Raw genomic sequence first — 24,553 nt, forward strand, 5'->3', positions numbered from 1 at the left:
TCGGATGCTGAAACTGTCGGCCCATGACCGAATTTGCCGATAATGCCCACCGGGCGGCCAGCGCGATGCGCCCCCTGTTCCCCGCAACCCCGTTGCAGATGAACATCCACCTGTCCGAGCGGTACGGGGCGGAGATCTGGCTCAAGCGCGAGGATCTGTCGCCCGTGCGGTCCTACAAGATCCGTGGTGCGTTCAACGCGATCTCGAAACGGGTGGCGGAGGGTCAGACGCAATTCGCCTGCGCCAGTGCCGGCAATCACGCCCAGGGCGTGGCCTATGCCTGCCAGCATTTCGGGGTGCATGGGGTGATCTTCATGCCCGTGACGACTCCGCGCCAGAAGATCGACAAGACACGTATCTTCGGTGGGACGGCCATCGATATCGAACTGGTGGGCGACTATTTCGACGACACGCTGGCGGCGGCGCAACGTTACTGTACCGAGGCGAGCGCGACCTTCCTGTCGCCCTTCGATGATGCAGATGTGATTGAGGGCCAATCGACCGTCGCGGTCGAGCTGCTGGAGCAGCTGGAGGGCCCCCCGGACATGGTGATCCTGCCCGTTGGGGGCGGGGGGCTATCCTCGGGCATGAAGCGTTATTTCGAGGTATGCGGCGTGCAGGTCGATCTGCGCCTGGTGGAACCTTGCGGGGCGCGCAGCCTTGCAAAGGCCCTTGAAACCGGCGCGCCGCAGACCCTGTCCAAGGTCGACAACTTCGTGGACGGGGCTGCGGTCGCGCGGATCGGCGCCCGCCCGTTCGAGATCTTGCGCGACGTGCCGCCCGATCACGTGCTCGGTGCGCCCGAGGACCGGATCTGCCACACTATGCTCGAAATGCTGAACGTGGAAGGCATCGTTCTGGAACCCGCCGGGGCGCTGGCGGTCGATGTCCTCGACACTCTGCGCGACAGCATCACGGGCAAGCGCGTGGTCTGCGTCACCTCCGGTGGAAATTTCGATTTCGAGCGCCTGCCCGAGGTGAAGGAGCGCAGCCTGCGCTATGCGGGGCTGAAGAAATACTTCATCTTGCGCCTGCCCCAGCGTCCCGGCGCGCTGAAGGAATTCCTGGGTTTTCTCGGACCCGACGATGACATCGCCCGGTTCGAGTACCTGAAGAAATCCGCACGCAACTTCGGATCGGTCCTGATCGGGATCGAAACCAAGGATGCCGGCGCTTTCGAGCAACTCTTCGCCCGGCTCGATGCAGCGGGCTTTCCGTTCCGCGATATCACCGAAGATGCGCTCTTGGCGGAGTTCCTCATCTGATGGCGGCTGGGGGCCAAAACAGGCTCTTTGACGGGCTTTTTGCCGACCCAGAGATCGCGGCGCTGTTCTCGGCAGAGACGATGTTCGCGCATTTTCGGCACTACGAAATGGCTCTGACCGAGGCCCAAGGTGCGGTGGGGCGGGTGAAAGATGCCGCCCGCATCGCAGCCCGAATTGCGAAGTTCGAGATCGCGCCCGACGCTATCTCGGATCGCGTAACGCAAGACGGTGTGCCCGTGCCGGCCTATGTCGCGGCGTTGGAAGCGGCGCTGGGCGTGGATGCTGCGGCGGTGCATCTCGACGCCACGTCGCAGGACCTGATGGACACGAGCCTCGCGCTGAGCTTGCGCAGGCTGAGCGAGGTGCTGGCAGCGCGGCTTGATCGGGTGATCGTCGCGCTGGACGGACTGCAAGCGGCCCAAGGTGCGCGGACCCTGATGGGCCGCACCCGGATGCAGGCCGCCCTGCCGATCCCGGTCGCAACACGGCTGGAGGCTTGGCAGACACCGCTCCTACGTGCCCGGGACCGATTTCCGGAGGCGCGCGCCGGGGTCGAACAGTTGCAGTTCGGCGGCCCGGTGGGGCAACGGTCCCCCCAGATGGCAGCCATTGCCGAAAGGCTGGCCAAGGCACTCGATCTGCCGCCGCCGGGCCCGGTCTGGCACAGCACAAGGGACGGCGTTGTGGGCTACGGCACCTGGCTCGCGCTGGTGACCGGAAGCCTCGGCAAGATGGGGCAGGATATCGCGCTCATGTCCCAGCAGGGATTGGACGATGCGCGGCTCTCCGGCGGTGGGACCAGTTCTGCCATGCCACACAAGCAGAACCCGATTGCCGCGGAAACCCTTGTCACCCTTGCGCGGTTCAACGCGGTGCAGATCGGCGGCCTGCATCAGGCTATGGTGCATGAACAGGAACGCTCCGGCGCAGCGTGGGCGCTGGAATGGATGATCCTGCCGCAGATATGCGAGGCCACCGGCGCGGCCTTGCGCCATGCGGCGGCCCTGCTTGACAGTATCGAAACCCTTGGGAAAAAGCCTGTTTAAGCCGCCACGGGTCGCAGCCCCAGGATCTCGCGCGCTTGCGCCGGGTCGGCCACCGGGCGCTCGTACTGATTACACAACTCGACCACCCGCCGCACCAGTGCCGCATTGGACGGCGCCAGGGTCTCGCGGTCCAGCCGCACGTTGTCTTCGAGCCCCGTACGCGCATGCCCACCTTCGGCCACGCACCATTCGTTCATGACGATCTGGCTCGCCCCGATTGCCGCCCCGCACCACTCCGCCCCGGGCAAGAGCCGCTCCACTGTCGCGCGATAGAAATCGAATGTCTCGCGATCCACCGGCATCGCGTTCTTCACCCCCATCACGAACTGGATATAGGGACGGGTCGCCAACCGCCCGTCCCGATGCATCAGGGCCGCATGGTGAATATGGCTCAGATCGAAGGCTTCGATTTCTGGGATCACCTCATGGGCCCGCATTTCCGACGCCAGCCAGTCCACCAGGTCGGGCGGGTTCTCGTAGACCCGCGTGGGGAAGTTGTTCGACCCCACTGTCAGCGACGCCATGTCCGGGCGCAGGGGCAGCATCCCGCCCCGTTCCCGCCCAGCGCCGGACCGACCGCCGGTGGAGAACTGAATGATCATGCCCGGGCAGTGCTTCTGCAGCCCTTCCTGCAGACGCGCGAATTTCTCCGGGTCACTGGACGGCGTTTCATCGTCGTTGCGCACATGGGCGTGGCAGATGCTGGCGCCCGCCTCGAAGGCTTCGTGCGTGCTCTCGACCTGTTCGGCCACGGTAATCGGCACCGCGGGGTTGGCGGATTTCGTGGCGACGGAGCCAGTGATGGCGACGCAGATGATGCAGGGTTTGCCGGTCATGGCAGCCTCTCAGAAGTCGAAGAAGATCGTCTCGCGATCCCCTTGCAGGTGGATGTCGAACCGGTAAACGCCCGAAGCTTCGGGCAGGACCAGCAGGGTGGGGATGCGGTGGCGATGCTCGATCCGGCTCAGGATCGGGTCTTCGGTATTGGCAGTCACCTCATCGGCGAAATAGGCTCGGGTCTGCAGCCCGAGGTTGATCCCTCGGGCCACGATCCACAGGCTGATATGGGGTGCCTGCAACCGCCCGTCGATGAAGGGCACGCGCCCCGGTTTGACGGTCTCGAAGCCAAACTCTCCGGTATCGGCATCGCAAGCGCAGCGCCCCCAGCCGGTGAAATGCGGATCGGCCCCGCCGCGCGGGTCGCCAGAGGCGAAGCGACCTGCCGCGTCGGCCTGCCAGATCTCGACCATCGCATCACGCAGCGGCGCGCCCGCCCCGTCGAAGATCGTGCCCCGCAAAGTGATCTCTTGCCCTTTGACAGAGCCTGTTTTCAGCACTGCGCCGGGATCAGTATCATAAAACCCGGTCAGCCCGGCATGGTTCGGGGTGCAGCCGATATGCACATATGGGCCTGCGGTCTGGGACGGGGTTTCCTTCAGATATGAGAGGGCTTGCACCATGGTCACATCCCGTCCTTCCGGTTTTCGAACATGGTCTGGCGTCGCCCGCGCAGCACGATGTCGAACTTGTAGGCGCGCGCGTCCATGGGGATGTTCCGGGCGCTGTCGACCGGCGCGATCAGGCTCTCGATCGCTGCCCGCGAGGGAATGGCACCCACGATCGGGCACAGCCAGATCAGCGGATCGCCCTCGAAATACATCTGTGTCACCAGCCGCTGGGCGAATGCGGGCCCGAAGATCGACAGATGGATATGGGCCGGGCGCCAGTCGTTCATACCATTGGGCCAAGGGTAGGGTCCGGGCATCACCGTCCGAAACTCGTAGGACCCATCCTCGCGCGAAATCACGCGCCCACATCCGCCGAAATGCGGGTCCAACGGGGCGAGGTAGCTTTCGTTCCGGTGGCGGTAGCGTCCGCCTGCATTGGCCTGCCAGATCTCGATCAGCGCCCCAGGCACCGGGCGCGCGCGCTCGTCCAGCACCCGGCCATGAACCACGATGCGCGGCCCGATGGCGGGATTCTCAAGACCCGCGAAGTTGTGGATCAGATCGCCGTCGAGCGGGCCGAGCGTCTCATGCCCGAATACCGGACCGGTCTCTTCGCCGAGGCTGGTGGGGAAAGACAGGGGCGCCAAGCTGGGCGCCCGTTTCACCGTGGTCTTGTACGCGGGGCTGAGCGCGGGCGGATGCCAGCCCCGGTCGCGCGGGAAGTACCCGCCGGGTTTCGGTGCATCTGTCATGACCTTGCCTCCATCTCGGCAAAGGTGGCCTTGGCAAGTTTGATCGCGTGATTGGCCCGCGGCACCCCGGCATAGATCGCCACGTGTTGGAACACCTCCATCACGTCGGTCTTGCTGGCCCCGGTATTGACGCAGGCCCGGACATGCATCGGAATCTCGTCGAAATTCCCGGTGGCGGCCAGCAGCGCAAGCGTCAGCATGGAGCGTTCGCGCCGGCTGATCGCGTCGGAGGCCCAGACGGTGCCCCAGGCGGCCTCGGTGATCAGCGACTGGAACGGCGCATCCAACGGATTCTTCGCCGCTTCGGCCCGGTCCACATGGGCATCACCCAGCACTGCGCGCCGCACTTCCATCCCGATCTCGTAGCGTGACTTGTCGCTCATATCCGTCTCTCAATAAGGCAATCCGACATAGTTCTGCGCCATGGCGGTCTGGGCGGCCGTATTGCTGCGCAAGAAGTCGATCTCTGCAAGCTGGATCTTGTGCTCGAACTCCGACTGGTCGGGGAAGCGATGCATCAGCTTGCTGAACCACCAGCTGAACCGCTCGGTTTTCCAGACCCGTGCCAGCGCCTTCTCGGAATACCTGTTGATCCCCTCGCTATCCCCGTCCTCGTAGAACTGGCGCAGGCCGTTATAAAGGTAATGCACGTCCGAGGCGGCGGTGTTGAGCCCCTTCGCCCCGGTTGGCGGTACGATATGGGCGGCGTCGCCACACAGGAACAGGCGACCCCAGCGCATCGGCTCGGTCACGAAGCTGCGCAGCGGTGCGATGGATTTCTCGATGGAAGGCCCGGTGATCAGGCTCTCTGCCTGGGGTTTCGGGATGCGGCGGCGCAATTCGTCCCAGAAGGCGCTGTCGCTCCAGTCCTCGGGCCGGTCGTCGAGGCGACACTGGATGTAGTACCGGCTGAGATTGGCGTTCCGCATCGAACAGAGCGCAAAGCCACGCTCGGAATTGGCGTAAATCAGCTCTTCATGGACGGGCGGGGTTTCGGACAGAACCCCGAGCCAACCGAAAGGATAGACCTTCTCGAACTCCCGCCGTGCGGTTTCGGGGATGGTCTTGCGGCTGATTCCGTGGAACCCGTCACAGCCTGCCACGAAATCGCAGGAAAGGTGCTGCCGCTGCCCGTCCAAGGTGTAGCTGACGGATGGTGTATCGGTATCTGCCCCTTGGATCTCCACGCCCTCGACCCCGTGCAGGAGGATTCCGCCCGCCGCCTCCCGCGCGGTATAGAGGTCACGGGTCACCTCGGTCTGACCATAGACCGTCACCGGCTGACCGGTCAGCGCGGTGAAGTCGATGCGAAACATCTCGTCGCCATGGGAGATCACCGTGCCGTCATGGGGAATGCCCTCGCGTTGCACCCGATCCCCGACCCCGGCCTCGATCATCAGGTCCACGAGTCCGCGTTCCAACACGCCAGCGCGGATGCGGCCGAGCACATGGGCGCGGCTCTGACGCTCCAGCACGACCGTGTCGATCCCGCGTCTGTGCAATAGCTGCGACAGCAACAGCCCCGAAGGCCCGCCGCCGATGATCGCAACCTGGGTCCGCATGCGCCTCCTCCCGATAAGTCGCCTCGGCCGGAACCGTAGGCGCAGGCCCCCGTCAAGTAAAACGGAGAATTCCGCGCTCTGGGCGCGTGGTTTCGTTATTGCCCGCGGACTATATCGCCCCTAGTATCCGGCAATCGGATCAGGATGGACCGCCCCATGTCACCCCGCCTGCGCTTGCGGCTGCAATTCGAAGAAGGCGCCCGGCTCGGTCCGGGCAAGGCCGATCTGCTGGAGCATATCGGGGCCACCGGGTCCATCTCCGCCGCGGGCCGCGCCATGAAGATGAGCTATACCCGCGCCTGGGCCTTGGTCGAGCAGATGAATGACACTTTTGCCGAACCCCTTGTCAGCAGTGCCCGCGGGGGCGCCAAGGGCGGGGGGGCGCAGCTGACCGAGGCGGGGACCGCCGTGCTGACCCATTACCGGCAACTCGAAGCCGCCGCCGCGACGGCCGGCGCGCCGCAGATCGCCGCGATCGAGGCGCTGCGCAAGGGGGCCCACGATGACTAGGCTCTGGCAGGGGCTCTGTGCGGCCGCCTTGCTCTGGGCCCAGCCCGTCAGTGCACGCGACGTGTCGGTCTTCGCCGCCGCCAGCCTGAAAACCGCCCTGGAAGAAATCGCCGCCGACTGGCGCGACGAGACCGGGCATGCCGCGACCCTGACCTTCGCGGCCAGCTCCACCATCGCCCGGCAAGTGGATCAGGGCGCACCGGCGGATCTGGTCCTGCTTGCCAGCGCCGACTGGATGGACTGGCTCGCCGCGCGCGACCTTCTGCGGGCGGGAAGCCGCGTGGCGCTCCTGGGAAACACGCTGGTCCTGATCGGATCCCAAGCGGCCCCGCCACTGGACCCGGCGCCCGGTTTTCCCCTGGCCGAGCGTCTGGGCGATGACTTTCTCGCCATGGCGCTGGTCTCTGCGGTGCCCGTGGGGATCTATGGCAAGGCGGCGCTGACGAACCTCGGTGTCTGGGACACGGTCGCCGACCATGTTGCGCAGACCGACAATGCCCGCACCGCGCTCGCCCTGGTCGCCAGCGGCGAAGCGCCCCTCGGCATCGTGTACGCCAGCGATGCACAGGCCGAGCCGCGCGTGCATGTGCTCGGCCGGTTTCCCGCCGAGAGCCATCCGACCATCACCTATCCCGCCGCGCTCACCGTCGAGGCGCGGCCCGAGGCTGCCGCCTTCCTGTCTTTCCTGCAATCGCCCGAGGCCGCTTCGGTATTCCGGTCCCACGGGTTTGTCATCCATGACTGACTGGCTCGGCCCGGAGGCCTGGGCCGCCGTGGCCCTGTCCTTGCAAGTGTCGTTCTGGGCGACGCTGCTCAGCCTTCCGCTGGGCATTTTCGTCGCCTACGCGCTGTCCCGCTGGAATTTTCCGGGGCGACAGTTGCTCAACGGGCTTGTCCACCTGCCGCTGATCCTTCCGCCGGTGGTCACGGGGTATCTTCTGCTGCTCGCCTTCGGACGACGCGGGCCGGTGGGCAGCTTTCTCGAAGAAACTTTCGGCTTCGTTCTCGCCTTTCGCTGGACCGGGGCGGCGCTGGCCGCGGCGGTCATGGCTTTCCCGCTCATGGTCCGCGCGATCCGGCTCGCCATCGACGCAGTGGACCCCAAGCTCGAACAGGCCGCTGCCACCCTGGGCGCCCCCCGCGCCTGGGTGTTCGCCACGATCACCTTGCCCCTGATCCTGCCGGGGATTCTCGTGGGTGCGATCCTCGCCTTCGCCAAGGCGATGGGGGAGTTCGGCGCCACGATCACCTTCGTCTCGAACATTCCCGGCCAGACCCAGACCGTGCCGTCCGCCATCTATGCCTTCCTGCAGGTGCCGGGCGAAGAAAGCACCGCGCTGCGCCTCGTCCTCGTTTCGGTCGCCATTGCCATGGCTGCGCTCTTGTTGTCCGAGGTCGTCTCGCGGGCGGTGGCGAGACGGATCGCGGGTCAATGACGCTCTCGGTGCGCATCAATCACGGCTTCCCGGGCTTCGCGCTCGACGTGGCCTTCGACGCGCCGCCCGGAATCACCGCCCTGTTCGGAAAATCGGGCTCGGGCAAGACATCCGTGGTGAACGCAGTCGCCGGGTTGTTGCGCCCCGATGCCGGCACGATCCGGGTCGCGGACAGGCTCCTGTTCGATGCGGAGCGGCGCATCTGCGTGCCGACGCATCGGCGGCGGCTTGGCTATGTTTTCCAGGAAGGGCGCCTTTTTCCCCACCTGACGGTGCGGCAGAACCTGTGCTACGGGCGGTGGTTCGCCAAGGGGCGGGCAGGGTCAGATCCGATCGACCGGATTGTCGAATTGCTGGGCATCGGTCCCCTGCTGGACCGGCAGCCGGGCGCGCTTTCGGGCGGGGAAAAGCAGAGGGTGGCGATCGGGCGGGCGCTCCTGTCCGAGCCGGAGCTGCTGTTGATGGACGAACCTCTTGCTGCGCTGGACAGCGCCCGCAAGGCCGAGATCCTGCCCTATATCCAGCGGCTGCGCGACGAGACCGACACGCCCATCCTCTATGTCAGCCATTCCGTGCCGGAGGTCGCCCGCATCGCCACCACCGTGGTCGCGCTGGAGGCGGGCCGGGTGCTGCGCAGCGGTCCCGCGCAAGCGGTTCTGGCCGATCCGGATGTGGCACCCGCGCTGGGCATCCGGGAGGCCGGCGCCTTGCTTTCGGGTATTGTCCGCGAACACGCGGAAGATGGTGTCACCGCCTTGGCCTTCAGCGGCGGCACCCTGTACCTGCCGCTGCAAAGGGATCCGGTTGGGGCCGACCTGCGCGTGCGGATCGAGGCAAAGGACGTGTTGCTGGCCACCGAGGCGCCCACGGGCCTGTCGGCCCTGAACATCTTTCCCGCCCGGATTGAAAAGCTGCGTCAGGGCGACGGCCCGGGGGTTCTGGTGCAACTGCGGATCGGGACCGACCTGGTCCTCAGTCGCGTGACCCGTCGGTCGGCAAACCGCATGGGGCTCGCGGTTGGGCAGAGCTGCTATGCGGTTCTCAAAACGGTATCCGTGGCCAAGCAGGATATCGGGTAGGCGAGGGCACGAGCCTGCTGCGCCCCCGGATCAGGCCACCCGCTGCTCCTGCAAGCCTTCGGTGAAGACCTTCTGCGCTGCTTCGAAAGCTTGCATGACGGCATCGATATCCACGGACCCGCCATTTCCGGCTTCGGCGGCCGCCTCGCCCGCCGCGCAGAGCTTGCCGAGTTCGCGAAAGCCAAGGTTCCAGGCACAGCCCTTGATCAGATGCATCAACTCTTCCAGTTCCGACCCCTTGTCCGCATCCGGCAGCGCCCCGATCGCGGCCTCCACCTCTTCCATGAAAACCTCGACGATTTCGCCGAAGTCATCGGCGCCGATTTCGTCCTGCAACTCGCGCACTCTTGCCCAGTCGATCATGTCATCACCTCATGCACCGCCAAATACATCTTCTGGTTAGGCCTATCCCGTTAAGGTTTCCTGACCGGGACAGGGATTTTGAGCGGCATTTTAGATTTCACGCTCTGTTAAGCGCGAGGCTCTAGAGCTTGGCCAAGCGTAGTGAGCGAGACTGTATGATTCCCAACGTGCAAAGCCCAACCCACCCGCCGGAGACCAGCGCAGGGCGCCGGTTGCAGGTTCTCGTGGTGGATGACAGCCGATTGCAGCGGCGCATCCTGTCGATGGCCCTGAAGAAGAAAGGCTACGATGTCTTCGAGGCCGAGGATGGCAATCACGGTTTCGAGATATTCAGCCAGAATCATATCGATATCGTGATAAGCGACTGGATGATGCCCGGCCTGTCCGGTCCGGACCTGTGTCGCAAACTCCGCGCTGTCGAGTCGGAGCACTACGTCTACATCATCTTGCTCACCACCAAGTCGGAGAAGGATGAGATCGCGCAGGGCTTCGATGCCGGGGCCGACGATTTCCTGTCCAAACCGGTTCATGCGGTCGAACTCATGGCGCGAATCACGGCTGGTGAGCGGGTCATGCGGATGGAACGGGAACTGACCACGAAGAACCACCTGATCTCCGAAACCCTCGCGGAGCTGAAGACGCTCTATCATGCGCTCGACAGTGATCTGATCGAGGCCAAGAAGCTGCAGCAGTCGCTGGTGCGGGACAAGACGGGCACGTTCGGACGGGCCGATCTTGCCCTGATGCTTAAGTCCAGCGGTCACGTGGGGGGTGACCTCGTGGGGTTCTTCCCGATCAACGATTTTGAGGTGGGCCTCTATTCCCTCGATGTCTCCGGCCACGGGGTCAGTTCGGCACTGATGACCGCGCGCCTTGCCGGGGTGCTTTCGGGGTCCATGCCCGGCAAGAACATCGCGATCGAGGCTGACGGGGCGGGCCAACCGGTGGGGCGCGACCCCGGTGCCGTGGCCGCTGACCTCAACCGTTTGCTCCTCGAAGAGATGGAGACCGAGCATTACTTCACGATCATGCTGGGCATCCTGAACATCGATACCGGTGTGTTGCGCATGGTGCAGGCCGGTCATCCCCACGGGCACTTGCTGCGCAACGGGGCGGGGTCCGATCTTCTGGGTGAAGGGGGCCTGCCGATCGGTCTGCTGGATGCCGCCGACTATACCAGCTTCACCGCGACGCTCGCGCCGGGCGACCGGGTGCTGCTTGTCTCCGACGGGTTCACCGAATGCACCGATCCGGCGGGAAACATGCTCGATGACGAAGGCCTGGCCGCCTGGTTCGCGCAGCACCGGGATCTCGACGGCCCGGCCTTGATGGACATCCTGCCGCGCGACCTGGAGCGGTTCGCGCAGAGCACTGATTTCGGAGATGACATCTCCGCCTTGGTGCTCGATTTCGGCAGGGGCTGAGCCGAGCATCCGACCCCGGCATACCGCTTCAGATCCGCCCGACGCTTCGGCCATAGGCCGCGACGGTCGCCCGGTCGCCCGCGCTTGCCAGTTCCTGCGCCGCCTCAGAGATCGGTAGCCAGAGCGGCAGGTGGTTTTCCTCCAGTGGCGGGCCCACCCGCAAGCCGGGCCGCCCAAGATAGATATGGCACAGCTTCTCTGCCCAGATCCGGTATTCGGGCATGAAGGTGAACCGCCGGAACACCCCCAGCTTCCGTTCCAGTCGCATGGTCCAGCCGGTCTCTTCCAGAACCTCGCGATGCAACGCTGGCAGCGGCGCCTCGCCCGGGTCTATCCCGCCGCCGGGCAGCTGGATTTCCGTCTCCTGCCCGAACTGCACCGTGGTCAGCACCTGGTCGCCCCGCACCAGCAGCGCATAGGCCCCCGGCCGCCGCCTGTAGGCTTGCCCCGCGCGCACCGCTTCGCCATACCGCCTGATCATACCCGCCTCCAGCCTCGTGTCCCTGCACTTGGACCTCACACCGGCCCTCTCTATATTGACCCCTATGCCAGCCGCGCACTGCCCAAGGAAGGCCCCTCCATGACACTTGCGTCAAAACTCGCCTGGGATGATACCGTCCTGCCGTTCCAGCTCGACCGTCCCGATATCCGGGGTCGGGTGGCACGGCTCGACGGCACGCTCGACGCCGTTCTGGCGCAGCATGACTATCCCCCGATGATCGAGGCCATGGTGGCCGAGGCCGCGGTGCTGACGGCCCTGATCGGCCAATCCATCAAGCTGCGCTGGAAGCTCTCTTTGCAGATCCGCGGCGACGGCCCGGCGCGCCTGATCGCGACCGACTTCTACGCTCCGGCCGAGCCCGGCGCGCCGGCCCGCATTCGCGCCTATGCCAGCTATGACGCCGACCGGCTCGCCCGCGAAACCGACGGCTTTGCCGCCATCGGCAAGGGCTATTTCGCCATCCTGATCGACCAGGGCAAGGATATGGAGCCGTACCAGGGCATCACGCCGATCGCCGGGGGCAGCCTCTCGGCCTGTGCCGAGACCTATTTCGCCCAGTCGGAGCAACTGCCCACCCGGTTCTCGCTTTCCTTCGGGCGCAGTGCCGCGCCGGGCGAGGACGAGCATTGGCGCGCCGGGGGCGTGATGTTGCAACACATGCCCAAATCCGCCGCCGAGGCCGCGCGCGAAGGCAGCGGGGAAGAAGGCCTGCTGCACCATGGCGATCTGCTCGACGGGGCGGAGAACGAGGACTGGACCCGGGCCAATGTGCTGCTCGACACTGTCGAGGAGATGGAGCTGATCGGCCCCCACGTGTCCCCCGCCGAGCTGCTCGTGCGGCTCTTTCACGAGGAAGGGCCGCGGGTCTACGAAGCCCTGCCGGTGCAGTTCGGCTGCACCTGTTCCGAGGCGCGGGTGCGGCAAAGCCTGTCGATCTATTCCGCCAAGGATATCGGCCACATGACCACGGACGAGGGTATCGTCACCGCCGATTGCCAATTCTGCGGCGCCCATTACGAATTCCGTCCGGAAACTCTCGGGTTCGAGGCGGTGGAGGGACCAGATGCCTCTGGATGATCTTGTCCGGCGGGTCGATCTGGCCCTGCGCACCCCGCGCGGCGGCTCCTCCGATTTCGACCTGAACCCGGATTTCCGGCTCACCCAGGAGCGCAAGCTTCGTCCGGCCGCGGTGCTGGTCCCGCTGATCGAGGGGCCGAACGGCGTGGAGCTGGTACTGACCAAACGGTCGTCGCGGCTGAAGCATCATCCGGGCCAGATCGCCTTTCCCGGTGGCAAGGTCGAGAAAAGCGATGCCTCCCCCACCGCCGCGGCCCTGCGCGAAGCCTGGGAAGAGATCGCCCTGCCGCCGGAGGCCGTGCGCATCCTCGGCGCGTTGCCCTGCCATGAGACCGTGACCAGCTTCAACATGCACCCCTATGTGGGCCTTGTGACCGACCCGGTAGAGCTTGTGCCCGAAGCCGGGGAGGTGGCCGAGGTGTTCCGCGTCCCTCTCTCCCATGTCACCGATCCGGCCCGGTTCCGGGTCGAACGTCGGCTCTGGCAGGGCAAGTGGCGGCATTTCTACACGGTGCCTTACGGTCCCTATTACATCTGGGGGGCGACCGCGCGGATCCTGCGGGGGTTTGCCGACGCGCTGCAATGAGCGTTCTCGCCAGCCGACTGTCCCATCCGGGCGCGCAGCACGTGCTGGGCGTGCTGACCGGGGCGGGCCACGCGGCCTATTTCGTGGGCGGCACCGTGCGCAACGCCCTGATCGGGGCGCCGGTCACCGATTTCGACATCGCCACCGCCGCCCTGCCGCAGCAGGTGCAAACCCTGGCCGAGGATGCAGGGATCAAGGTCGTGGCCACCGGGATCGACCATGGCACCCTGACCCTCGTGCTCGACAAGACCCCGTTCGAGGTCACCACCTTCCGCCGCGATGTCGCCACCGATGGCCGCCGCGCCACCGTGGCCTTTGCCAAGGACGTGGCCGAGGATGCGCGACGCCGCGATTTCACCATGAACGCGCTCTATGCCACGGCGGCGGGGGAGGTGGTCGACCCCTTGGGCGGGCTGCCGGATCTCGAGGCGCGGAAGGTTCGTTTCATCGACGATCCCGAGGCCCGGATCCGCGAGGATTACCTGCGGATCCTGCGCTTCTTCCGCTTCACCGCCTGGTATGGCGACCCGGCCAAGGGGATCGACGCCGAGGGGCTGACGGCCTGCGCGGCCCTTGCCGACGGCCTGCAAACCCTGTCGACGGAGCGGGTGACCGCCGAACTGTTGAAGCTGCTGGCCGCCCCCGATCCGGCCCCGGCCGTGGCCTCCATGGGCCAGAGCGGCATCCTCTCCCGGGTGTTGCCGGGGGCCGCCGATACCGCGCTGGCACCGCTCGTTCATCTTGAACCAACGCTCGATCTTGCGCCCGACGGCCTCCGCCGCCTTGCCGCGCTGGGCGGGGATGCGGGCGGTCTGCGCCTCTCCAAGGTACAGGCCCGACATCTCGCCACGCTCCGGTCCGAGAGCGGCGGCAATGATACCGCGCTGCACCTTGGCCAGCGGCTCGGGCCCGAGACCGCGGCGGAGGTGCTGGCCTTGCGCGCCGCATCCCTTGGCCAGCCGATCCCGCCGAATGCCCGCTCCGACATCGCCCGGGGGGCCGCGGCGACCTTCCCGGTGCGGGCGGCCGATCTTCCCGCCGATCTCGAAGGCCCGGCCATCGGCGCGGCCCTGGGCATACTCGAAGCGGCCTGGCGCGCGTCGGACTTCCGCCTCGACCGGGAGGCCCTGCTCGCGCGCTTGTGACACCGGTGGCTTTTGCACGCGCGGCCCCTATATTGCAGGGACAGCCCAAGGACTGCCCCCATGTTCCGCTTTTTCGAACGTCTCGTGGACCCCTATGTGGCGTACCCCGAGACGGATTGCCCACCCACGCGCCTCTGGCCCTTCATGCTTTCCTGGTCGCGCCCGTTTCGCGGCCTCTTTGTCGTGGCCGGGGTCATGTCGCTGCTGGTGGCGGCGGTGGAGATCGCGCTGATCTACTACATGGGCCGGGTGGTCGACCTGCTCTCGACCAGCAGCCCGGCAACCGTCTGGGCCGACCACGGCACCGAGCTGATCTTCGTGGCCCTGTTCATCCTGCTCTTCCGGCCCGCGCTGCAGGCGCTCGACGTGTTGCTCCTGAACAACGCGATCCTGCCGAATTACGGCACGCTCTTCCGGTGGCGCGCTCATCGCCAGGTGCTGCGACAGTCGGTCGGCTGGTTCGAGAACGACTTCGCCGGCCGCATCGCCAACCGGATCATGCAGACCCCGCCCGCCGCGGGCGAGGCGGTGTTCCAGGTCTTCGACGCGATCAGCTTCGCGCTGGCTTACCTGATCGGGGCGGCGATCCTGCTCGCCGGAGCCGATCCGCGCCTCGCGATCCCGCTGATCGTATGGTTCGTGCTCTACGGCGCGCTGGTGCGCTGGACCATCATCAACGTGGGCCCCGCCTCCAAGGCCAGCTCCGACGCCCGGTCCGAGACCACGGGCCGGGTGGTCGATGCCTATACCAACATTCACGCGGTCAAGCTTTTCGCCCATCACGACCGGGAGCTCGCCTACGCCAAGGACGCGATCGAGAAGACCCGCACCACCTTCGCCCGCGAGATGCGGATCTTCACCACCATGGACATTGTTCTGGTGATCCTGAACGGCCTGCTTATCGTCGGCGTGGTCGGCTGGGCGATCCTGATGTGGGTGCAAGGCACGGCCTCGGTCGGCGTGGTGGCCGCCGCGACCGCCCTGACCCTGCGGCTGAATGCCATGACCGGCTGGATCATGTGGGCGGTCTCGACCTTCTTCCAGAACCTCGGCGTGATCGCCGAAGGGATGGAAACCATCGCCCAACCCATCACCCTCGTGGATGCACCGAACGCCGGGCCCCTGTCCCTGACAAAGGGCGAGATCACCCTCGACCGGCTCAGCCACCATTACGGGCAGGGCGCAGGCGGGCTCGATGCCATTTCCCTGACCCTGAAACCCGGGGAAAAGGTCGGCCTCGTGGGCCGCTCCGGCGCCGGAAAATCGACCCTCGTCAAGCTGCTCTTGCGGTTCTACGACCCCGATGGGGGCCGCGTTCTGATCGACGGGCAGGACATCGCCACCGTCACCCAGGACAGCCTGCGCGCCCGGATCGGCATGGTGCAGCAGGACAGCGCGCTCCTGCACCGCTCTGTCCGGGACAACATCCTCTATGGCCGCCCCGAGGCGACCGAGGCCGAGATGATCGCCGCCGCCAAGCGCGCCGAGGCCCATGACTTCATCCAGACCCTGCGCGACCCCCAGGGCCGCACCGGTTACGACGCCCATGTGGGCGAACGGGGCGTGAAGCTGTCCGGCGGGCAGCGGCAGCGGATCACGCTCGCCCGCGTCATCCTCAAGGACGCGCCGATCCTGATCCTGGACGAAGCCACCTCCGCACTCGACAGCGAGGTGGAAGCCGCCATCCAGAACACGCTCTACGGCGTGATGGAGGGCAAGACCGTCATCGCCATCGCCCACCGCCTGTCCACCATCGCGCAGATGGACCGCATTCTCGTGCTTGACGAGGGCCGCGTCATTGAGGACGGCACCCATGCCGGGCTGCTCGCGGCGGGCGGGCTATATGCAAGCTTCTGGGCCCGCCAATCCGGCGGGTTCATCAACACGGCGGAGGCCGCGGAATGACGCTCCTGTCCCGGATCGAGAACCTGATCGACGGTTTCCAACCCGCCGAAGGGCCGCCGCCCCAGACCCTGTGGGCGTTCCTGCGATGGTGCCTGAGCGGATCGATGCCGGTGCTCTGGATCGCCGCCGCGCTCTCGGCCTTCGCCGGCACGCTGGAGGTGTTGTCCGCCACCCTTCTGGGCCTCGTGATCGACACCGCGCTCACCGCCGGCCCGGAGGGCTTCTTTGCAAGTGAATGGCCCACGGTTCTTCTGTTCGCGGCCTTCTTCATCCTGATCCGCCCGGTGATTTTCGGACTGTCCTCGGCGGCCAATGCGATCGTGGTACAACCCAATCTCAACCCGCTGGTGCTGTCGCGCCTGCACCGCTGGACCATGGGCCAGTCGGTCAGCTTCTTCGATAACGACTTCGCCGGTCGCATCGCGCAGAAGCAGATGCAGACCGCCCGCGCCGTCACCGACATCACCGCCGAGGTGATCAACGTGGTCGCCTTCGCGCTGGCCTCGATCCTCGGCTCGGTGATCCTGCTGCTGACCATCGACCCCTGGGTCGCGCTGGCGCTCGGCGTCTGGTTCGTGGCCTACATGGCGCTGATCCGGGCTTTCCTGCCGCGCGTGCGCAAACGCTCCGCCGCCCGCGCCGGGGCCCGCGCCAACGTGACGGGCCAGGTGGTCGACACAGTCACCAACATCAAGACGGTCAAGCTGTTCGGCCATTCCGAACATGAAGACCAGGCCGCCCTCGACGCCATGGGCAGCTACCGGCGCAAGGCGCTCGATTTCGGCTATATCTCGTCGAGCTTCCGGTTCTGGCTCATGGCCATCGCCGGGGTGCTGCCGGTGCTGCTGATCGGCGGGACGCTGATCCTGTGGACACAAGGCACTGCCACGCCAGGCGACATCGCCGCCGCCGGGGCCATCGCCATCCGCATCGCCCAGATGACCGGCTGGGTCAGCTTCACGCTCATGGCAATCTACGCGAATGTGGGCGAGGTGGAGGACGGGATGCGCACCCTGACCGTGCCCCATGCCCTGACCGATGCCGACGACGCCAGCGAGATGGAGGCCCGGCGCGGCCGCATCACCTTCGAGAACGTGACCTTCATGTATGGCCGCGACGTGGGCGGGATCGACGGGATCTCCCTGACCGTGGCGCCGGGGCAGAAACTGGGCCTGGTGGGCGCGTCGGGGGCCGGGAAATCGACCCTGACCGGGCTGCTCTTGCGGCTCTACGACACCGAAGAGGGGCGCGTGACCATCGACGGGGTCGATGTGCGCGACGTGACGCAAGACAGCCTGCGCCAGCAGATCGCCATGGTCACCCAGGAAACCGCCATGTTCAATCGCTCCGCGCGGGACAACATCCTCTATGGCCGCCCCGACGCGACCGAGGCCGAGATGATCGCCGCGGCCAAGCGCGCGGAGGCCCATGACTTCATCATGGACATGCAGGATCATGCGGGCCGCAAGGGGTACGATGCCCATCTGGGCGAGCGCGGCGTGAAGCTCTCGGGCGGTCAGCGGCAGCGCATCGCGCTGGCCCGTGCCTTCCTCAAGGACGCGCCGATCCTCGTGCTGGACGAGGCGACCTCGGCGCTCGACAGCGAAGTGGAGGCGTCGATCCAGGACGCGCTCGACCGGGTGATGGAGGGAAAGACCGTCATCGCCATCGCCCACCGCCTCTCGACCATCGCGCAGATGGACCGCATCGTCGTGCTGGACCAGGGCCGCGTGGTCGAGGACGGCACCCATACCGACCTGCTGGCCCAGGGCGGGCTCTACGCGCGCTACTGGAACCGGCAGTCGGGCGGGTTCATCGGCCTGACCGAGGCTGCCGAATAACCCCGTTGCCCGACGCCCGCGCGGCCGCTAAAGCCCGGGCATGTCCGAGACACAACCCGATACGCTGACCATCACCCGCCTCGGCCTGCACGGCGACGGGATCGCCCCCGGCCCGGTCTATGCCGCCCGCACCCTGCCGGGCGAGGAGATCCGCGGTGAGATCACCGGCGACCGTATCGCCGCGCCCAAGATCGTCACGCCCTGCCCGAACCGGGTAAAGCCGCCGTGCCCGCACTACGCCCGCTGTGGCGGTTGTGCCTTGCAACACGCCGCCGACCCGTTCGTGGCCGACTGGAAGGTTCAGGTGGTGATCGACGCGCTCTCCGCCCACGGTCTCAGCGCGCCGATGCGCCCGATCCGGACCTCGCCGCCGCGCACCCGCCGCCGTGCGACCCTATCGGGCCGACGGCTGAAAAAGGGCACACTCCTGGGCTTCCACACCCGCGCCAGCGACACGATCGTGGACATCCCCGGCTGCGAGGTGCTCGCCCCCGCGATCACCGAAGCCCTCCCAAGCCTCGCCGAATTCCTGCCCCTGCTAGGCTCTCGCAAAGGGGAATTGGCCCTCGCCGTCACCGTCTCCGAGGCCGGGCTGGACGTGGACATCCGCGGCGGCAAACCGCTTGACCCCGCTCTGCGCCTGTCGCTCACCGCGCTGACCCAGCGGCTCGACCTCGCGCGGCTCAGCCTCGATGGCAAGGTGTTTCTCACCCTTCGCCCGCCCGCCCAACACTTCGGCCCCGCCAGTGTCACACCGCCGCCGGGCGCCTTCTTGCAGGCCACCGCCCCGGGCGAGGCCGCCCTGCTGGCCGCGGTGACCGAGGCCGTCGGCCCCGCCAGGCGCATCGCCGACCTCTTCGCAGGTTGCGGCACCTTCGCCCTGCCGCTGGCAACCCGGGCCGAGGTTCACGCGGTCGAGGGCGATGCCGACATGCTCGCGGCGCTCGACGCGGGCTGGCGCAAGACCCCGGGTCTGTCCAAGGTCACCACCGAGGCGCGCGACCTCTTCCGCCGCCCGCTCCTGCCCGACGACCTCGCGCGCTTCGGCGCCGTGGTCATCGACCCGCCCCGCGCCGGCGCCGAGGCGCAGACCGCGGCCTTGGCCTCCGCCCAACCCGACCGCATCGCTGCCGTGTCCTGCAATCCGGTTACCTTCGCCCGTGACGCCAAAACACTTTGTGACGCGGGCTACGCCCTGCGCTGGGTGCAAGTGGTGGACCAGTTCCGCTGGTCCCCGCATGTGGAGCTTGCGGCCGCCTTCACCGCGCCCCATATCCAGCCCTGACCAAGAGGAAATCCCCATGACGGACCTGCGCGCGCGGCTGGCGGACTGGATCGAGTCCCCCCGCATCCGAAACTTCATCATCACCGTGATCATCGTGAACGCAGTGCTCCTGGGCATGGAAACCTCGCCTGCGCTCATGGCGGCGGCGGGCGGGCTGATCGTCACGCTGGACAAGATCTGCCTCGGCATCTTCGTGGTGGAACTGGCGATCAAGCTCTTCGCGCTGGGCGGGCGCTTCTTCCGCTCCGGCTGGAACATCTTCGACTTCCTGATCGTCGGGGTCGCCATCGTGCCCGGCGCGCAGGGCTTCTCGGTCCTCCGCGCGCTCCGCATCCTGCGGGTGCTGCGCGTGATCTCGGTCGCTCCGCGCCTGCGCCGGGTGGTCGAGGGCTTCGTGACCGCCCTGCCGGGGATGGGGTCGGTGTTCCTCTTGATGGCGATCATCTTCTATATCGGCGCGGTCATGGCGACCAAGCTCTTCTCGGCCAGCTTCCCCCAGTGGTTCGGCGATCTCGGCCGCTCGGGCTATTCGCTGTTCCAGATCATGACGCTGGAGTCGTGGTCCATGGGCATCGTCCGCCCGGTGATGGAGGTCTACCCCTATGCCTGGATGTTCTTTGTCCCGTTCATCATGGTCACCACCTTCGCCGTGGTGAACCTGCTGGTCGGTCTGATCGTGAACTCCATGCAGGAGGCCCATTCCGCCGAAGAGGTCGCCGCCACCGATGCCTACCGGGATGAGGTGATGGCCCGCCTCAAGGCCATCGAAGAGGCCCTCGCGAAACGTCCCCCGCCAAATTCGTGATTGGCCCGGCGGCGGAAAATCTGGCATCCTGCATGACAATAATAAAATTGTAATCTCTCTCGAGCAGGCTTCCATAATGACCCTTTCCCGCCGCGTCCTGCTGCTGGGCCTCGCCTTGGGGCTGTCCGGCTGCGGATCCTCGAAATTCCTGGACTATGAAGGCCCGGAGGTGACGCGCATCGTCGTCTTCAAGGGCGAGCGCCGCATGTACCTGATGAACGAGGACAGGGTCCTGCGCGGCTTCGACATCGATCTGGGTTTCGCGCCCGAAGGCCACAAACAGGTCGAAGGTGACGGCAAGACGCCCGAGGGGCGCTACCGCATCGACCGGCGCAACCCCAACAGCAGTTTCCATCTGTCGCTCGGCATCTCGTACCCCAACACGGCGGACGTGGCGCGGGCGCGGGCCATGGGTCAAAGCCCCGGAGGCAATATCTTCATCCATGGCCAGCCGAACCTGCTGGGCCCCCAGACCGAGGAAAACTGGACGGCCGGCTGCATCGCCGTCACCAACGCCGAGATGGAAGAGATCTATGCCATGGTCGAGGACGGCACGGTGATCGACATCTACCCCTGACGGATCAGGCGTTGGGGACGATCCGTGGCCCGGCGCCACCCAGAACCAGCGTCCACCACAGTTTGCCGCTGGGTTCCTGGTACCAGGCAAACCCCATGTCGCGGGCGGCCGGGTCCAGGATCACGTCGCGGGTGGCGGGCTCTGCCATCCACGCGGCCAGGGTTTCCAGCTCGGTCTCGAAGGTTTCCGAGATCAACTCCCCGCGAAACTGGCCCGGATAGCCGGCACGGGCGGCCCGCTCCAGGGGCGAGGATCCGTCCGAACCGAAATGCCAAGGCCGGTTCTGCACGGCCATGTCGCGCGCATGGGTCGCCGCGGCGGCGGTCAGCTCCGCGTTCAGGGCCAGCTGCGGCAAACCCGCCGCCTGGCGCAGCACGTTGACCGAATCAAGCATGGCGAACTGGATGCGCCCGGTGTCTGCGGCGCGGATGTTGTAGACCTGCGGCAGGGGTTTGCCGTCTGCGCCCAAAGTGGGCGGCGGCGGTGAACAAGCGGCCAGCGCAAGCAGCACAAGGCTCAAAAGAACGCGAAACATGGCCCCAATCCCGGTTTTTTACGTCGTTCCCCCTGTCCTATGCGAAATTGGCTACCCGATCCAAGGGGGCTCGCCGCCCTTTGGCCATGACAGCCGTGTGAATTGCACTTTTCCGGTGATATTCGTATCTTCCGCACAACAATGTGACATCTGAGGAGCAGTCAGACCATGTCCAAGGACCATCGTTCTCCCTTGTCCCGCCGCCGGTTCCTGGCGGCAAGCGGTGCTGCGTCGACCCTGCTGGCAAGCCCGGCGCTTGCGCAGATGACCGGCACCACCGAGCTCGAGCAGGACGTCACCCAGACCGTGCGCCGCAACGTCTCCAGCTTCCGCGCGCTGGACTGGCGGCCCTATTTCTCGAACACCCGCAACGGCGCGGTTCTGGTCGATATCTCGTCCCGGGCGCTGCATTTCTGGTCCGAGGATCAGACCGAGTACAAGCTCTACCCGACCTCCGTGCCCCTGACCGAGGACCTGACCCGCACCGGGCGCACGAGCATCACCAAGAAGGTCGAAGGCCCCAGCTGGCGTCCGACCCCGGCGATGCGGCAGCGTAATCCGGAATGGCCCGAGTTCATCCCGCCCGGGCCCGATAACCCGATGGGCACCCATGCCATGCACCTGACCTGGACCTATTACCGGATCCACGGCACCCACGACACGCGCAAGATCGGGCGCCGCTCGTCGAATGGCTGCATCGGATTGTTCAACGAGGATATCGCGGAGCTGTATTCCAAGTGCAAGGTGGGCACCCAGGTCCTGTTGATCTGACCCGGAGGATCCGGTCCCCGACTCTCCCCGCGGCGCCCTGTGGCGCCGCGTTCGTTTTCAGCGCAGGCCGCCTCGACGTGCCGCCGCCGGAAGGCACCGGAAAGCGCTTCAAGAACCTGTCACAATCCCCGGAATTTTCTGAGATAACCGGGCGCGCATGCGCCAGACCGATCAATTCCGCCCGTCGATGGCCCGAGACTGCGCAAGAGTGTTGCTATTTTGACGACATTTACCTGTCCGAAAGGCCCTTGATATTGGCCCGATTGCATTCTGCAGGTTCTCCTGCTTAAAAAAAGTGTACGAGGTACAGTCTAGAACGCTCACCAGCGTCTTCTGGCGTGTCCAAGTCGTAATTGTGAGCATCTCTTTGGAGGGAACCATGAAAAAGCTCGTCCTTGCCGCCGCTCTGGCCGCAGCAGCAACCACCGCAACCGCAGGCTCCATGGAAGAGCCCATGATGGAAATGCCGGTGATCGTCGAAGAAACCAACACCAGCGCAACCGGTTGGGTTGTTCCGCTCCTGCTGGTCGCGGTTCTGGCGGCTGTCGCAAGCTAATCGCTTCGCACCGACCTAGTTATGGATCGAGGCGGCCCTTGGGCCGCCTCTTTTCGTGTGATCATCCGGCTGTGACCACCTGAGGGCCGCGCCGCGGCCCGCAGGTCCGTGGATCAGCCCTTCGGCGCGATCCAGCCCGCAAGGTTTTCTTCCACGACCTTGGCCAGCGCCGCGATATGGGCGTCGTCGTCATTCAGGCAGGGGATATAGGTGAACTCTTCGCCGCCCGCCTCCTCGAAGCTCTCCTTGATCTCTTCGTTGATCTCTTCGAGCGTTTCGATGCAGTCGGCGGAAAATGCCGGCGCGATCACCGCGATCTTCTTCTTGCCGGTCTCGGCCAGGCGCGCGACCTCTTCGACCGTGTAGGGCTTGAGCCATTCCTCCGGGCCGAACCGGCTCTGGAAGGTGGTCACGATCTCGCCCTCCGGCCAGCCCAGCCGTTCCTTGAGCAGGCGCGAGGTCTTCTGACACTGGCAGTGGTACGGGTCACCCTCCATCAGGTACCGCTTCGGCACCCCGTGATAGGACGCGACCAGCACGTCGGGGCGGGTTTCCATGTCCGCATAGGCGCGCTCCACGGACTGGGCCAGCGCCTCGATATACATCGGATGCTCGAAATACGGCTCCACCGTGCGCACGATCGGCTGCCACTTGATATGCTCCAGCGACCGGAAGAACTGGTCGCAGGCCGTGGCCGAGGTCGCGCCCGCATATTGCGGATAGAGCGGGAAGAACAGGATCTTCTGGCAGCCCTGCTTCTGCAATTCCTCCACCTTCGACTTGGTGGACGGATTGCCGTAGCGCATGCAGAAATCCACCACCACGTCATCGCCGAACCGAGCCTGCATCGCCGCCTTCATCTTGGCGGTCTGATCCTTGGTGATGGTCATCAGCGGGCTCTCCCCCGCCTCTTCGTTCCAGATCGACTTGTAGGCCGCACCCGAGCTGAAGGGCCGCTTGGTCAGGATCACCAGCTGCAACAGCGGTTGCCAGATCCAGGGGCTGTAATCGATCACCCGCTTGTCGGACAGGAATTCATTCAGATACCGCCGCATCGACCAATAGTCATAATTGTCCGGCGTCCCGAGATTGGCCAGCAGTACGCCGACCTTGCCGAAATTGACCGGCGGGTGATCACCGGGCAGGTGGGACGAGGTCGTCTTGGACATCATGTTCATCGGTTCTGTGCCTCTGTCAGCCATCGCCGTCCCTGCGTGGGGTCGGGTCGGTCACTGGGTTCATATCTCGGTCGAATTCCACGGATCCAAGGGCTTCGGCAAGCCTGTGGGACGCGGAGCCCGGTTTTAGCGGTTGCGGTTGCGACGCCGCAGGCGCCCATCCGGTCAAAAAAGCAAACTGGAACGTAGCGCGCACGCGCCCATTGTCCCCCGGAAATTCACGGGCATAGATTTCCACCGCCCGGGCCAGCACGTCGCGGCGCAGAAACCGGCGCTCGCGCTGGGCCAGGGCATTGGTCTCGCCCATGGCGCGCAGCTCCCGCATCAGGTGCAGCGGCGTGGCATATTCCACCGCGCGCGGGGACAGGTCGGCCACCGGCAGGGCAAAGCCCGCCCGCTGCAAAAGCCCGCCCATGTCCCTCAGGTCGCCCATCGGCGCCACCCGCGGGCTGAGCCCGCCGCGTTGTCGGGTCTCGGCTTCGGCCAGGGCCACGCGCAGCTCGCGCAATGTCTCGCCCGCAAAGGCCACGGCCAGGAACAGCCCGTCAGGTTTCAGCGCCCGGCGCGCCTGCACCAGCTGGCCGACCGGATCGTCGGCCCAATGCAGCGCCATGGCGTGGATCACCAAGTCATGGGCGCCTTCGCGCAGGTCCAGAACTTCCGTGTCGGGCACGACCACGGCTTCCGGTACGGCATCTGCCCAGAATTCGGGAAAACCGGTCACGATCGCGGGCTTGGTAAAGCTCCTGTTAACCTCGTCCAGTCTTTCCTGAACCTCATGAAGAGCTTCGACATGCAGAAACGACTCGGGCCCCGCCCCCTTGCGGGCCCGGGCACGGTGCGCCTCCAGGGCGGCACGATCTGCAAGTCGGGGCGGTACGCTCATGATGAACCTTCAATTGAGA

General features: G+C 66.0%; 27 protein-coding genes. 17 read left to right on the forward strand and 10 right to left on the reverse strand.

Going from position 1 to position 24,553, the window contains the following annotated elements; translation table 11 throughout:
• Nucleotides 1–23: 23 nt before the first annotated feature.
• Together ilvA and DSHI_RS17585 are read left to right on the forward strand one after the other, a co-directional pair.
• Nucleotides 24–1,265, forward strand: a complete 1,242-nt coding sequence (ilvA, locus tag DSHI_RS17580; RefSeq protein ID WP_012180130.1) for a threonine ammonia-lyase IlvA — start codon at nucleotides 24–26, stop codon at nucleotides 1,263–1,265.
• Nucleotides 1,265–2,311: a 3-carboxy-cis,cis-muconate cycloisomerase gene (locus tag DSHI_RS17585; RefSeq protein WP_012180131.1), complete on the forward strand. Its 1,047-nt coding sequence runs from the start codon at nucleotides 1,265–1,267 to the stop codon at nucleotides 2,309–2,311. The genes ilvA and DSHI_RS17585 overlap by 1 nt, the downstream gene beginning before the upstream one ends.
• On the opposite strand, the gene DSHI_RS17590 is transcribed toward DSHI_RS17585, so the two are convergent.
• From DSHI_RS17590 to pobA, 5 genes are read right to left on the reverse strand one after another with little or no spacing between them, the layout of a single operon-like run.
• A complete protein-coding gene (locus DSHI_RS17590) occupies nucleotides 2,308–3,147 on the reverse strand; it encodes a 3-oxoadipate:acetyl-CoA acetyltransferase (protein ID WP_012180132.1) in 840 nt (279 codons plus the stop codon). The genes DSHI_RS17585 and DSHI_RS17590 overlap by 4 nt on opposite strands.
• 9 nt (nucleotides 3,148–3,156) lie before the next feature.
• Nucleotides 3,157–3,771 (reverse strand): protocatechuate 3,4-dioxygenase subunit alpha, encoded by a 615-nt coding sequence (pcaG, locus tag DSHI_RS17595; RefSeq protein ID WP_012180133.1) that lies wholly within the window; start codon nucleotides 3,769–3,771, stop codon nucleotides 3,157–3,159.
• 2 nt (nucleotides 3,772–3,773) lie between these two features.
• Nucleotides 3,774–4,511, reverse strand: a complete 738-nt coding sequence (gene pcaH / locus DSHI_RS17600) for a protocatechuate 3,4-dioxygenase subunit beta (protein WP_012180134.1) — start codon at nucleotides 4,509–4,511, stop codon at nucleotides 3,774–3,776.
• Nucleotides 4,508–4,894 (reverse strand): 4-carboxymuconolactone decarboxylase, encoded by a 387-nt coding sequence (gene pcaC, locus DSHI_RS17605; RefSeq protein ID WP_012180135.1) that lies wholly within the window; start codon nucleotides 4,892–4,894, stop codon nucleotides 4,508–4,510. Before pcaC ends, pcaH begins: the two co-directional genes overlap by 4 nt.
• A 9-nt stretch (nucleotides 4,895–4,903) precedes the next feature.
• Nucleotides 4,904–6,073: a 4-hydroxybenzoate 3-monooxygenase gene (gene pobA, locus DSHI_RS17610; protein WP_012180136.1), complete on the reverse strand. Its 1,170-nt coding sequence runs from the start codon at nucleotides 6,071–6,073 to the stop codon at nucleotides 4,904–4,906.
• A 156-nt stretch (nucleotides 6,074–6,229) separates the two neighbouring features.
• Between pobA and DSHI_RS17615 the strand changes: the two genes are divergently transcribed.
• From DSHI_RS17615 to modC, 4 genes are read left to right on the forward strand one after another with little or no spacing between them, the layout of a single operon-like run.
• Nucleotides 6,230–6,583 carry a winged helix-turn-helix domain-containing protein gene (locus tag DSHI_RS17615; RefSeq protein WP_012180137.1) on the forward strand — a complete coding sequence of 118 codons (354 nt, stop codon included), beginning with the start codon at nucleotides 6,230–6,232 and terminating at the stop codon, nucleotides 6,581–6,583.
• Nucleotides 6,576–7,328: a molybdate ABC transporter substrate-binding protein gene (modA, locus tag DSHI_RS17620; protein WP_012180138.1), complete on the forward strand. Its 753-nt coding sequence runs from the start codon at nucleotides 6,576–6,578 to the stop codon at nucleotides 7,326–7,328. Before DSHI_RS17615 ends, modA begins: the two co-directional genes overlap by 8 nt.
• Nucleotides 7,321–8,019, forward strand: a complete 699-nt coding sequence (gene modB / locus DSHI_RS17625) for a molybdate ABC transporter permease subunit (RefSeq protein ID WP_012180139.1) — start codon at nucleotides 7,321–7,323, stop codon at nucleotides 8,017–8,019. The genes modA and modB overlap by 8 nt, the downstream gene beginning before the upstream one ends.
• On the forward strand, nucleotides 8,016–9,098 hold the full coding sequence (gene modC / locus DSHI_RS17630) for a molybdenum ABC transporter ATP-binding protein (RefSeq protein ID WP_012180140.1): 1,083 nt from the start codon (nucleotides 8,016–8,018) through the stop codon (nucleotides 9,096–9,098). Before modB ends, modC begins: the two co-directional genes overlap by 4 nt.
• A gap of 30 nt (nucleotides 9,099–9,128) precedes the next feature.
• Here the strand turns inward: modC and DSHI_RS17635 are convergent, their stop codons facing one another.
• Nucleotides 9,129–9,461, reverse strand: coding sequence for an Hpt domain-containing protein (locus DSHI_RS17635; RefSeq protein WP_012180141.1), 333 nt, complete (start codon nucleotides 9,459–9,461; stop codon nucleotides 9,129–9,131).
• Nucleotides 9,462–9,628: 167 nt separating this feature from the next.
• Between DSHI_RS17635 and DSHI_RS17640 the strand changes: the two genes are divergently transcribed.
• Nucleotides 9,629–10,885, forward strand: a complete 1,257-nt coding sequence (locus DSHI_RS17640) for a PP2C family protein-serine/threonine phosphatase (RefSeq protein ID WP_245533028.1) — start codon at nucleotides 9,629–9,631, stop codon at nucleotides 10,883–10,885.
• Between the two features lie 28 nt (nucleotides 10,886–10,913).
• Here the strand turns inward: DSHI_RS17640 and DSHI_RS17645 are convergent, their stop codons facing one another.
• Nucleotides 10,914–11,366 (reverse strand): NUDIX hydrolase, encoded by a 453-nt coding sequence (locus DSHI_RS17645; protein ID WP_012180143.1) that lies wholly within the window; start codon nucleotides 11,364–11,366, stop codon nucleotides 10,914–10,916.
• A 99-nt stretch (nucleotides 11,367–11,465) separates the two neighbouring features.
• Here DSHI_RS17645 and hslO point away from each other — a divergent pair, with 99 nt between their 5' ends.
• The 8 genes from hslO to DSHI_RS17685 all read left to right on the forward strand — a co-directional run bounded on the left by hslO (nucleotide 11,466) and on the right by DSHI_RS17685 (nucleotide 20,608).
• Nucleotides 11,466–12,464 (forward strand): Hsp33 family molecular chaperone HslO, encoded by a 999-nt coding sequence (hslO, locus tag DSHI_RS17650; RefSeq protein WP_012180144.1) that lies wholly within the window; start codon nucleotides 11,466–11,468, stop codon nucleotides 12,462–12,464.
• Entirely contained in the window at nucleotides 12,451–13,050 is a 600-nt protein-coding gene (locus DSHI_RS17655; protein ID WP_012180145.1) for a CoA pyrophosphatase, read from the forward strand. Before hslO ends, DSHI_RS17655 begins: the two co-directional genes overlap by 14 nt.
• Nucleotides 13,047–14,195, forward strand: a complete 1,149-nt coding sequence (locus tag DSHI_RS17660) for a CCA tRNA nucleotidyltransferase (protein ID WP_012180146.1) — start codon at nucleotides 13,047–13,049, stop codon at nucleotides 14,193–14,195. Before DSHI_RS17655 ends, DSHI_RS17660 begins: the two co-directional genes overlap by 4 nt.
• A 60-nt stretch (nucleotides 14,196–14,255) precedes the next feature.
• Nucleotides 14,256–16,100 carry an ABC transporter ATP-binding protein gene (locus DSHI_RS17665; protein ID WP_012180147.1) on the forward strand — a complete coding sequence of 615 codons (1,845 nt, stop codon included), beginning with the start codon at nucleotides 14,256–14,258 and terminating at the stop codon, nucleotides 16,098–16,100.
• Complete coding sequence (locus tag DSHI_RS17670) at nucleotides 16,097–17,941, forward strand: ABC transporter ATP-binding protein (protein ID WP_012180148.1); 1,845 nt, start codon at nucleotides 16,097–16,099, stop codon at nucleotides 17,939–17,941. The genes DSHI_RS17665 and DSHI_RS17670 overlap by 4 nt, the downstream gene beginning before the upstream one ends.
• A 40-nt stretch (nucleotides 17,942–17,981) precedes the next feature.
• Entirely contained in the window at nucleotides 17,982–19,226 is a 1,245-nt protein-coding gene (locus tag DSHI_RS17675; RefSeq protein ID WP_012180149.1) for a class I SAM-dependent RNA methyltransferase, read from the forward strand.
• A 16-nt stretch (nucleotides 19,227–19,242) separates the two neighbouring features.
• Nucleotides 19,243–20,031 carry an ion transporter gene (locus DSHI_RS17680; protein WP_012180150.1) on the forward strand — a complete coding sequence of 263 codons (789 nt, stop codon included), beginning with the start codon at nucleotides 19,243–19,245 and terminating at the stop codon, nucleotides 20,029–20,031.
• A 76-nt stretch (nucleotides 20,032–20,107) separates the two neighbouring features.
• A complete protein-coding gene (locus tag DSHI_RS17685; RefSeq protein WP_012180151.1) occupies nucleotides 20,108–20,608 on the forward strand; it encodes a L,D-transpeptidase family protein in 501 nt (166 codons plus the stop codon).
• A 4-nt stretch (nucleotides 20,609–20,612) separates the two neighbouring features.
• Here the strand turns inward: DSHI_RS17685 and dalA are convergent, their stop codons facing one another.
• Nucleotides 20,613–21,143: a divisome-associated lipoprotein DalA gene (dalA, locus tag DSHI_RS17690; protein WP_012180152.1), complete on the reverse strand. Its 531-nt coding sequence runs from the start codon at nucleotides 21,141–21,143 to the stop codon at nucleotides 20,613–20,615.
• A 168-nt stretch (nucleotides 21,144–21,311) separates the two neighbouring features.
• On the opposite strand from dalA, the gene DSHI_RS17695 reads away from it, so the two are divergent.
• Both DSHI_RS17695 and DSHI_RS22640 read left to right on the forward strand, forming a co-directional pair.
• On the forward strand, nucleotides 21,312–21,914 hold the full coding sequence (locus DSHI_RS17695) for a L,D-transpeptidase (RefSeq protein ID WP_012180153.1): 603 nt from the start codon (nucleotides 21,312–21,314) through the stop codon (nucleotides 21,912–21,914).
• 379 nt (nucleotides 21,915–22,293) lie between these two features.
• The gene (locus DSHI_RS22640) at nucleotides 22,294–22,470 is read left to right on the forward strand and encodes a hypothetical protein (RefSeq protein WP_044028134.1); all 177 of its coding nucleotides are present in this window, start codon (nucleotides 22,294–22,296) and stop codon (nucleotides 22,468–22,470) included.
• Nucleotides 22,471–22,583: 113 nt separating this feature from the next.
• Here DSHI_RS22640 and hemH read toward each other — a convergent pair whose 3' ends face one another.
• The gene (hemH, locus tag DSHI_RS17705) at nucleotides 22,584–23,672 is read right to left on the reverse strand and encodes a ferrochelatase (protein ID WP_012180154.1); all 1,089 of its coding nucleotides are present in this window, start codon (nucleotides 23,670–23,672) and stop codon (nucleotides 22,584–22,586) included.
• Nucleotides 23,665–24,534 carry a methyltransferase domain-containing protein gene (locus tag DSHI_RS17710; protein WP_012180155.1) on the reverse strand — a complete coding sequence of 290 codons (870 nt, stop codon included), beginning with the start codon at nucleotides 24,532–24,534 and terminating at the stop codon, nucleotides 23,665–23,667. Before DSHI_RS17710 ends, hemH begins: the two co-directional genes overlap by 8 nt.
• Nucleotides 24,535–24,553 lie beyond the last annotated feature (19 nt).

The sequence above is a fragment of the Dinoroseobacter shibae DFL 12 = DSM 16493 genome (assembly GCF_000018145.1).
Taxonomy (GTDB): domain Bacteria; phylum Pseudomonadota; class Alphaproteobacteria; order Rhodobacterales; family Rhodobacteraceae; genus Dinoroseobacter; species Dinoroseobacter shibae.

Excerpts from the sequence above, each read along its gene's own strand:
- DSHI_RS17655 (WP_012180145.1), top strand. The coding sequence starts at position 12,451 with ATGCCTCTGGATGATCTTGTCCGGCGGGTCGATCTGGCCCTGCGCACC.
- dalA (WP_012180152.1), bottom strand. The coding sequence starts at position 21,143 with ATGTTTCGCGTTCTTTTGAGCCTTGTGCTGCTTGCGCTGGCCGCTTGT.
- modA (WP_012180138.1), top strand. The coding sequence starts at position 6,576 with ATGACTAGGCTCTGGCAGGGGCTCTGTGCGGCCGCCTTGCTCTGGGCC.
- ilvA (WP_012180130.1), top strand. The coding sequence starts at position 24 with ATGACCGAATTTGCCGATAATGCCCACCGGGCGGCCAGCGCGATGCGC.
- DSHI_RS17615 (WP_012180137.1), top strand. The coding sequence starts at position 6,230 with ATGTCACCCCGCCTGCGCTTGCGGCTGCAATTCGAAGAAGGCGCCCGG.
- DSHI_RS17670 (WP_012180148.1), top strand. The coding sequence starts at position 16,097 with ATGACGCTCCTGTCCCGGATCGAGAACCTGATCGACGGTTTCCAACCC.
- DSHI_RS17660 (WP_012180146.1), top strand. The coding sequence starts at position 13,047 with ATGAGCGTTCTCGCCAGCCGACTGTCCCATCCGGGCGCGCAGCACGTG.
- pcaG (WP_012180133.1), bottom strand. The coding sequence starts at position 3,771 with ATGGTGCAAGCCCTCTCATATCTGAAGGAAACCCCGTCCCAGACCGCA.
- DSHI_RS17695 (WP_012180153.1), top strand. The coding sequence starts at position 21,312 with ATGTCCAAGGACCATCGTTCTCCCTTGTCCCGCCGCCGGTTCCTGGCG.
- modB (WP_012180139.1), top strand. The coding sequence starts at position 7,321 with ATGACTGACTGGCTCGGCCCGGAGGCCTGGGCCGCCGTGGCCCTGTCC.
- hslO (WP_012180144.1), top strand. The coding sequence starts at position 11,466 with ATGACACTTGCGTCAAAACTCGCCTGGGATGATACCGTCCTGCCGTTC.
- DSHI_RS17680 (WP_012180150.1), top strand. The coding sequence starts at position 19,243 with ATGACGGACCTGCGCGCGCGGCTGGCGGACTGGATCGAGTCCCCCCGC.
- pcaC (WP_012180135.1), bottom strand. The coding sequence starts at position 4,894 with ATGAGCGACAAGTCACGCTACGAGATCGGGATGGAAGTGCGGCGCGCA.
- DSHI_RS17710 (WP_012180155.1), bottom strand. The coding sequence starts at position 24,534 with ATGAGCGTACCGCCCCGACTTGCAGATCGTGCCGCCCTGGAGGCGCAC.
- pobA (WP_012180136.1), bottom strand. The coding sequence starts at position 6,073 with ATGCGGACCCAGGTTGCGATCATCGGCGGCGGGCCTTCGGGGCTGTTG.
- modC (WP_012180140.1), top strand. The coding sequence starts at position 8,016 with ATGACGCTCTCGGTGCGCATCAATCACGGCTTCCCGGGCTTCGCGCTC.
- DSHI_RS17685 (WP_012180151.1), top strand. The coding sequence starts at position 20,108 with ATGACCCTTTCCCGCCGCGTCCTGCTGCTGGGCCTCGCCTTGGGGCTG.
- pcaH (WP_012180134.1), bottom strand. The coding sequence starts at position 4,511 with ATGACAGATGCACCGAAACCCGGCGGGTACTTCCCGCGCGACCGGGGC.
- DSHI_RS22640 (WP_044028134.1), top strand. The coding sequence starts at position 22,294 with ATGAAAAAGCTCGTCCTTGCCGCCGCTCTGGCCGCAGCAGCAACCACC.
- DSHI_RS17645 (WP_012180143.1), bottom strand. The coding sequence starts at position 11,366 with ATGATCAGGCGGTATGGCGAAGCGGTGCGCGCGGGGCAAGCCTACAGG.
- hemH (WP_012180154.1), bottom strand. The coding sequence starts at position 23,672 with ATGGCTGACAGAGGCACAGAACCGATGAACATGATGTCCAAGACGACC.
- DSHI_RS17635 (WP_012180141.1), bottom strand. The coding sequence starts at position 9,461 with ATGATCGACTGGGCAAGAGTGCGCGAGTTGCAGGACGAAATCGGCGCC.
- DSHI_RS17665 (WP_012180147.1), top strand. The coding sequence starts at position 14,256 with ATGTTCCGCTTTTTCGAACGTCTCGTGGACCCCTATGTGGCGTACCCC.
- DSHI_RS17585 (WP_012180131.1), top strand. The coding sequence starts at position 1,265 with ATGGCGGCTGGGGGCCAAAACAGGCTCTTTGACGGGCTTTTTGCCGAC.
- DSHI_RS17675 (WP_012180149.1), top strand. The coding sequence starts at position 17,982 with ATGTCCGAGACACAACCCGATACGCTGACCATCACCCGCCTCGGCCTG.
- DSHI_RS17590 (WP_012180132.1), bottom strand. The coding sequence starts at position 3,147 with ATGACCGGCAAACCCTGCATCATCTGCGTCGCCATCACTGGCTCCGTC.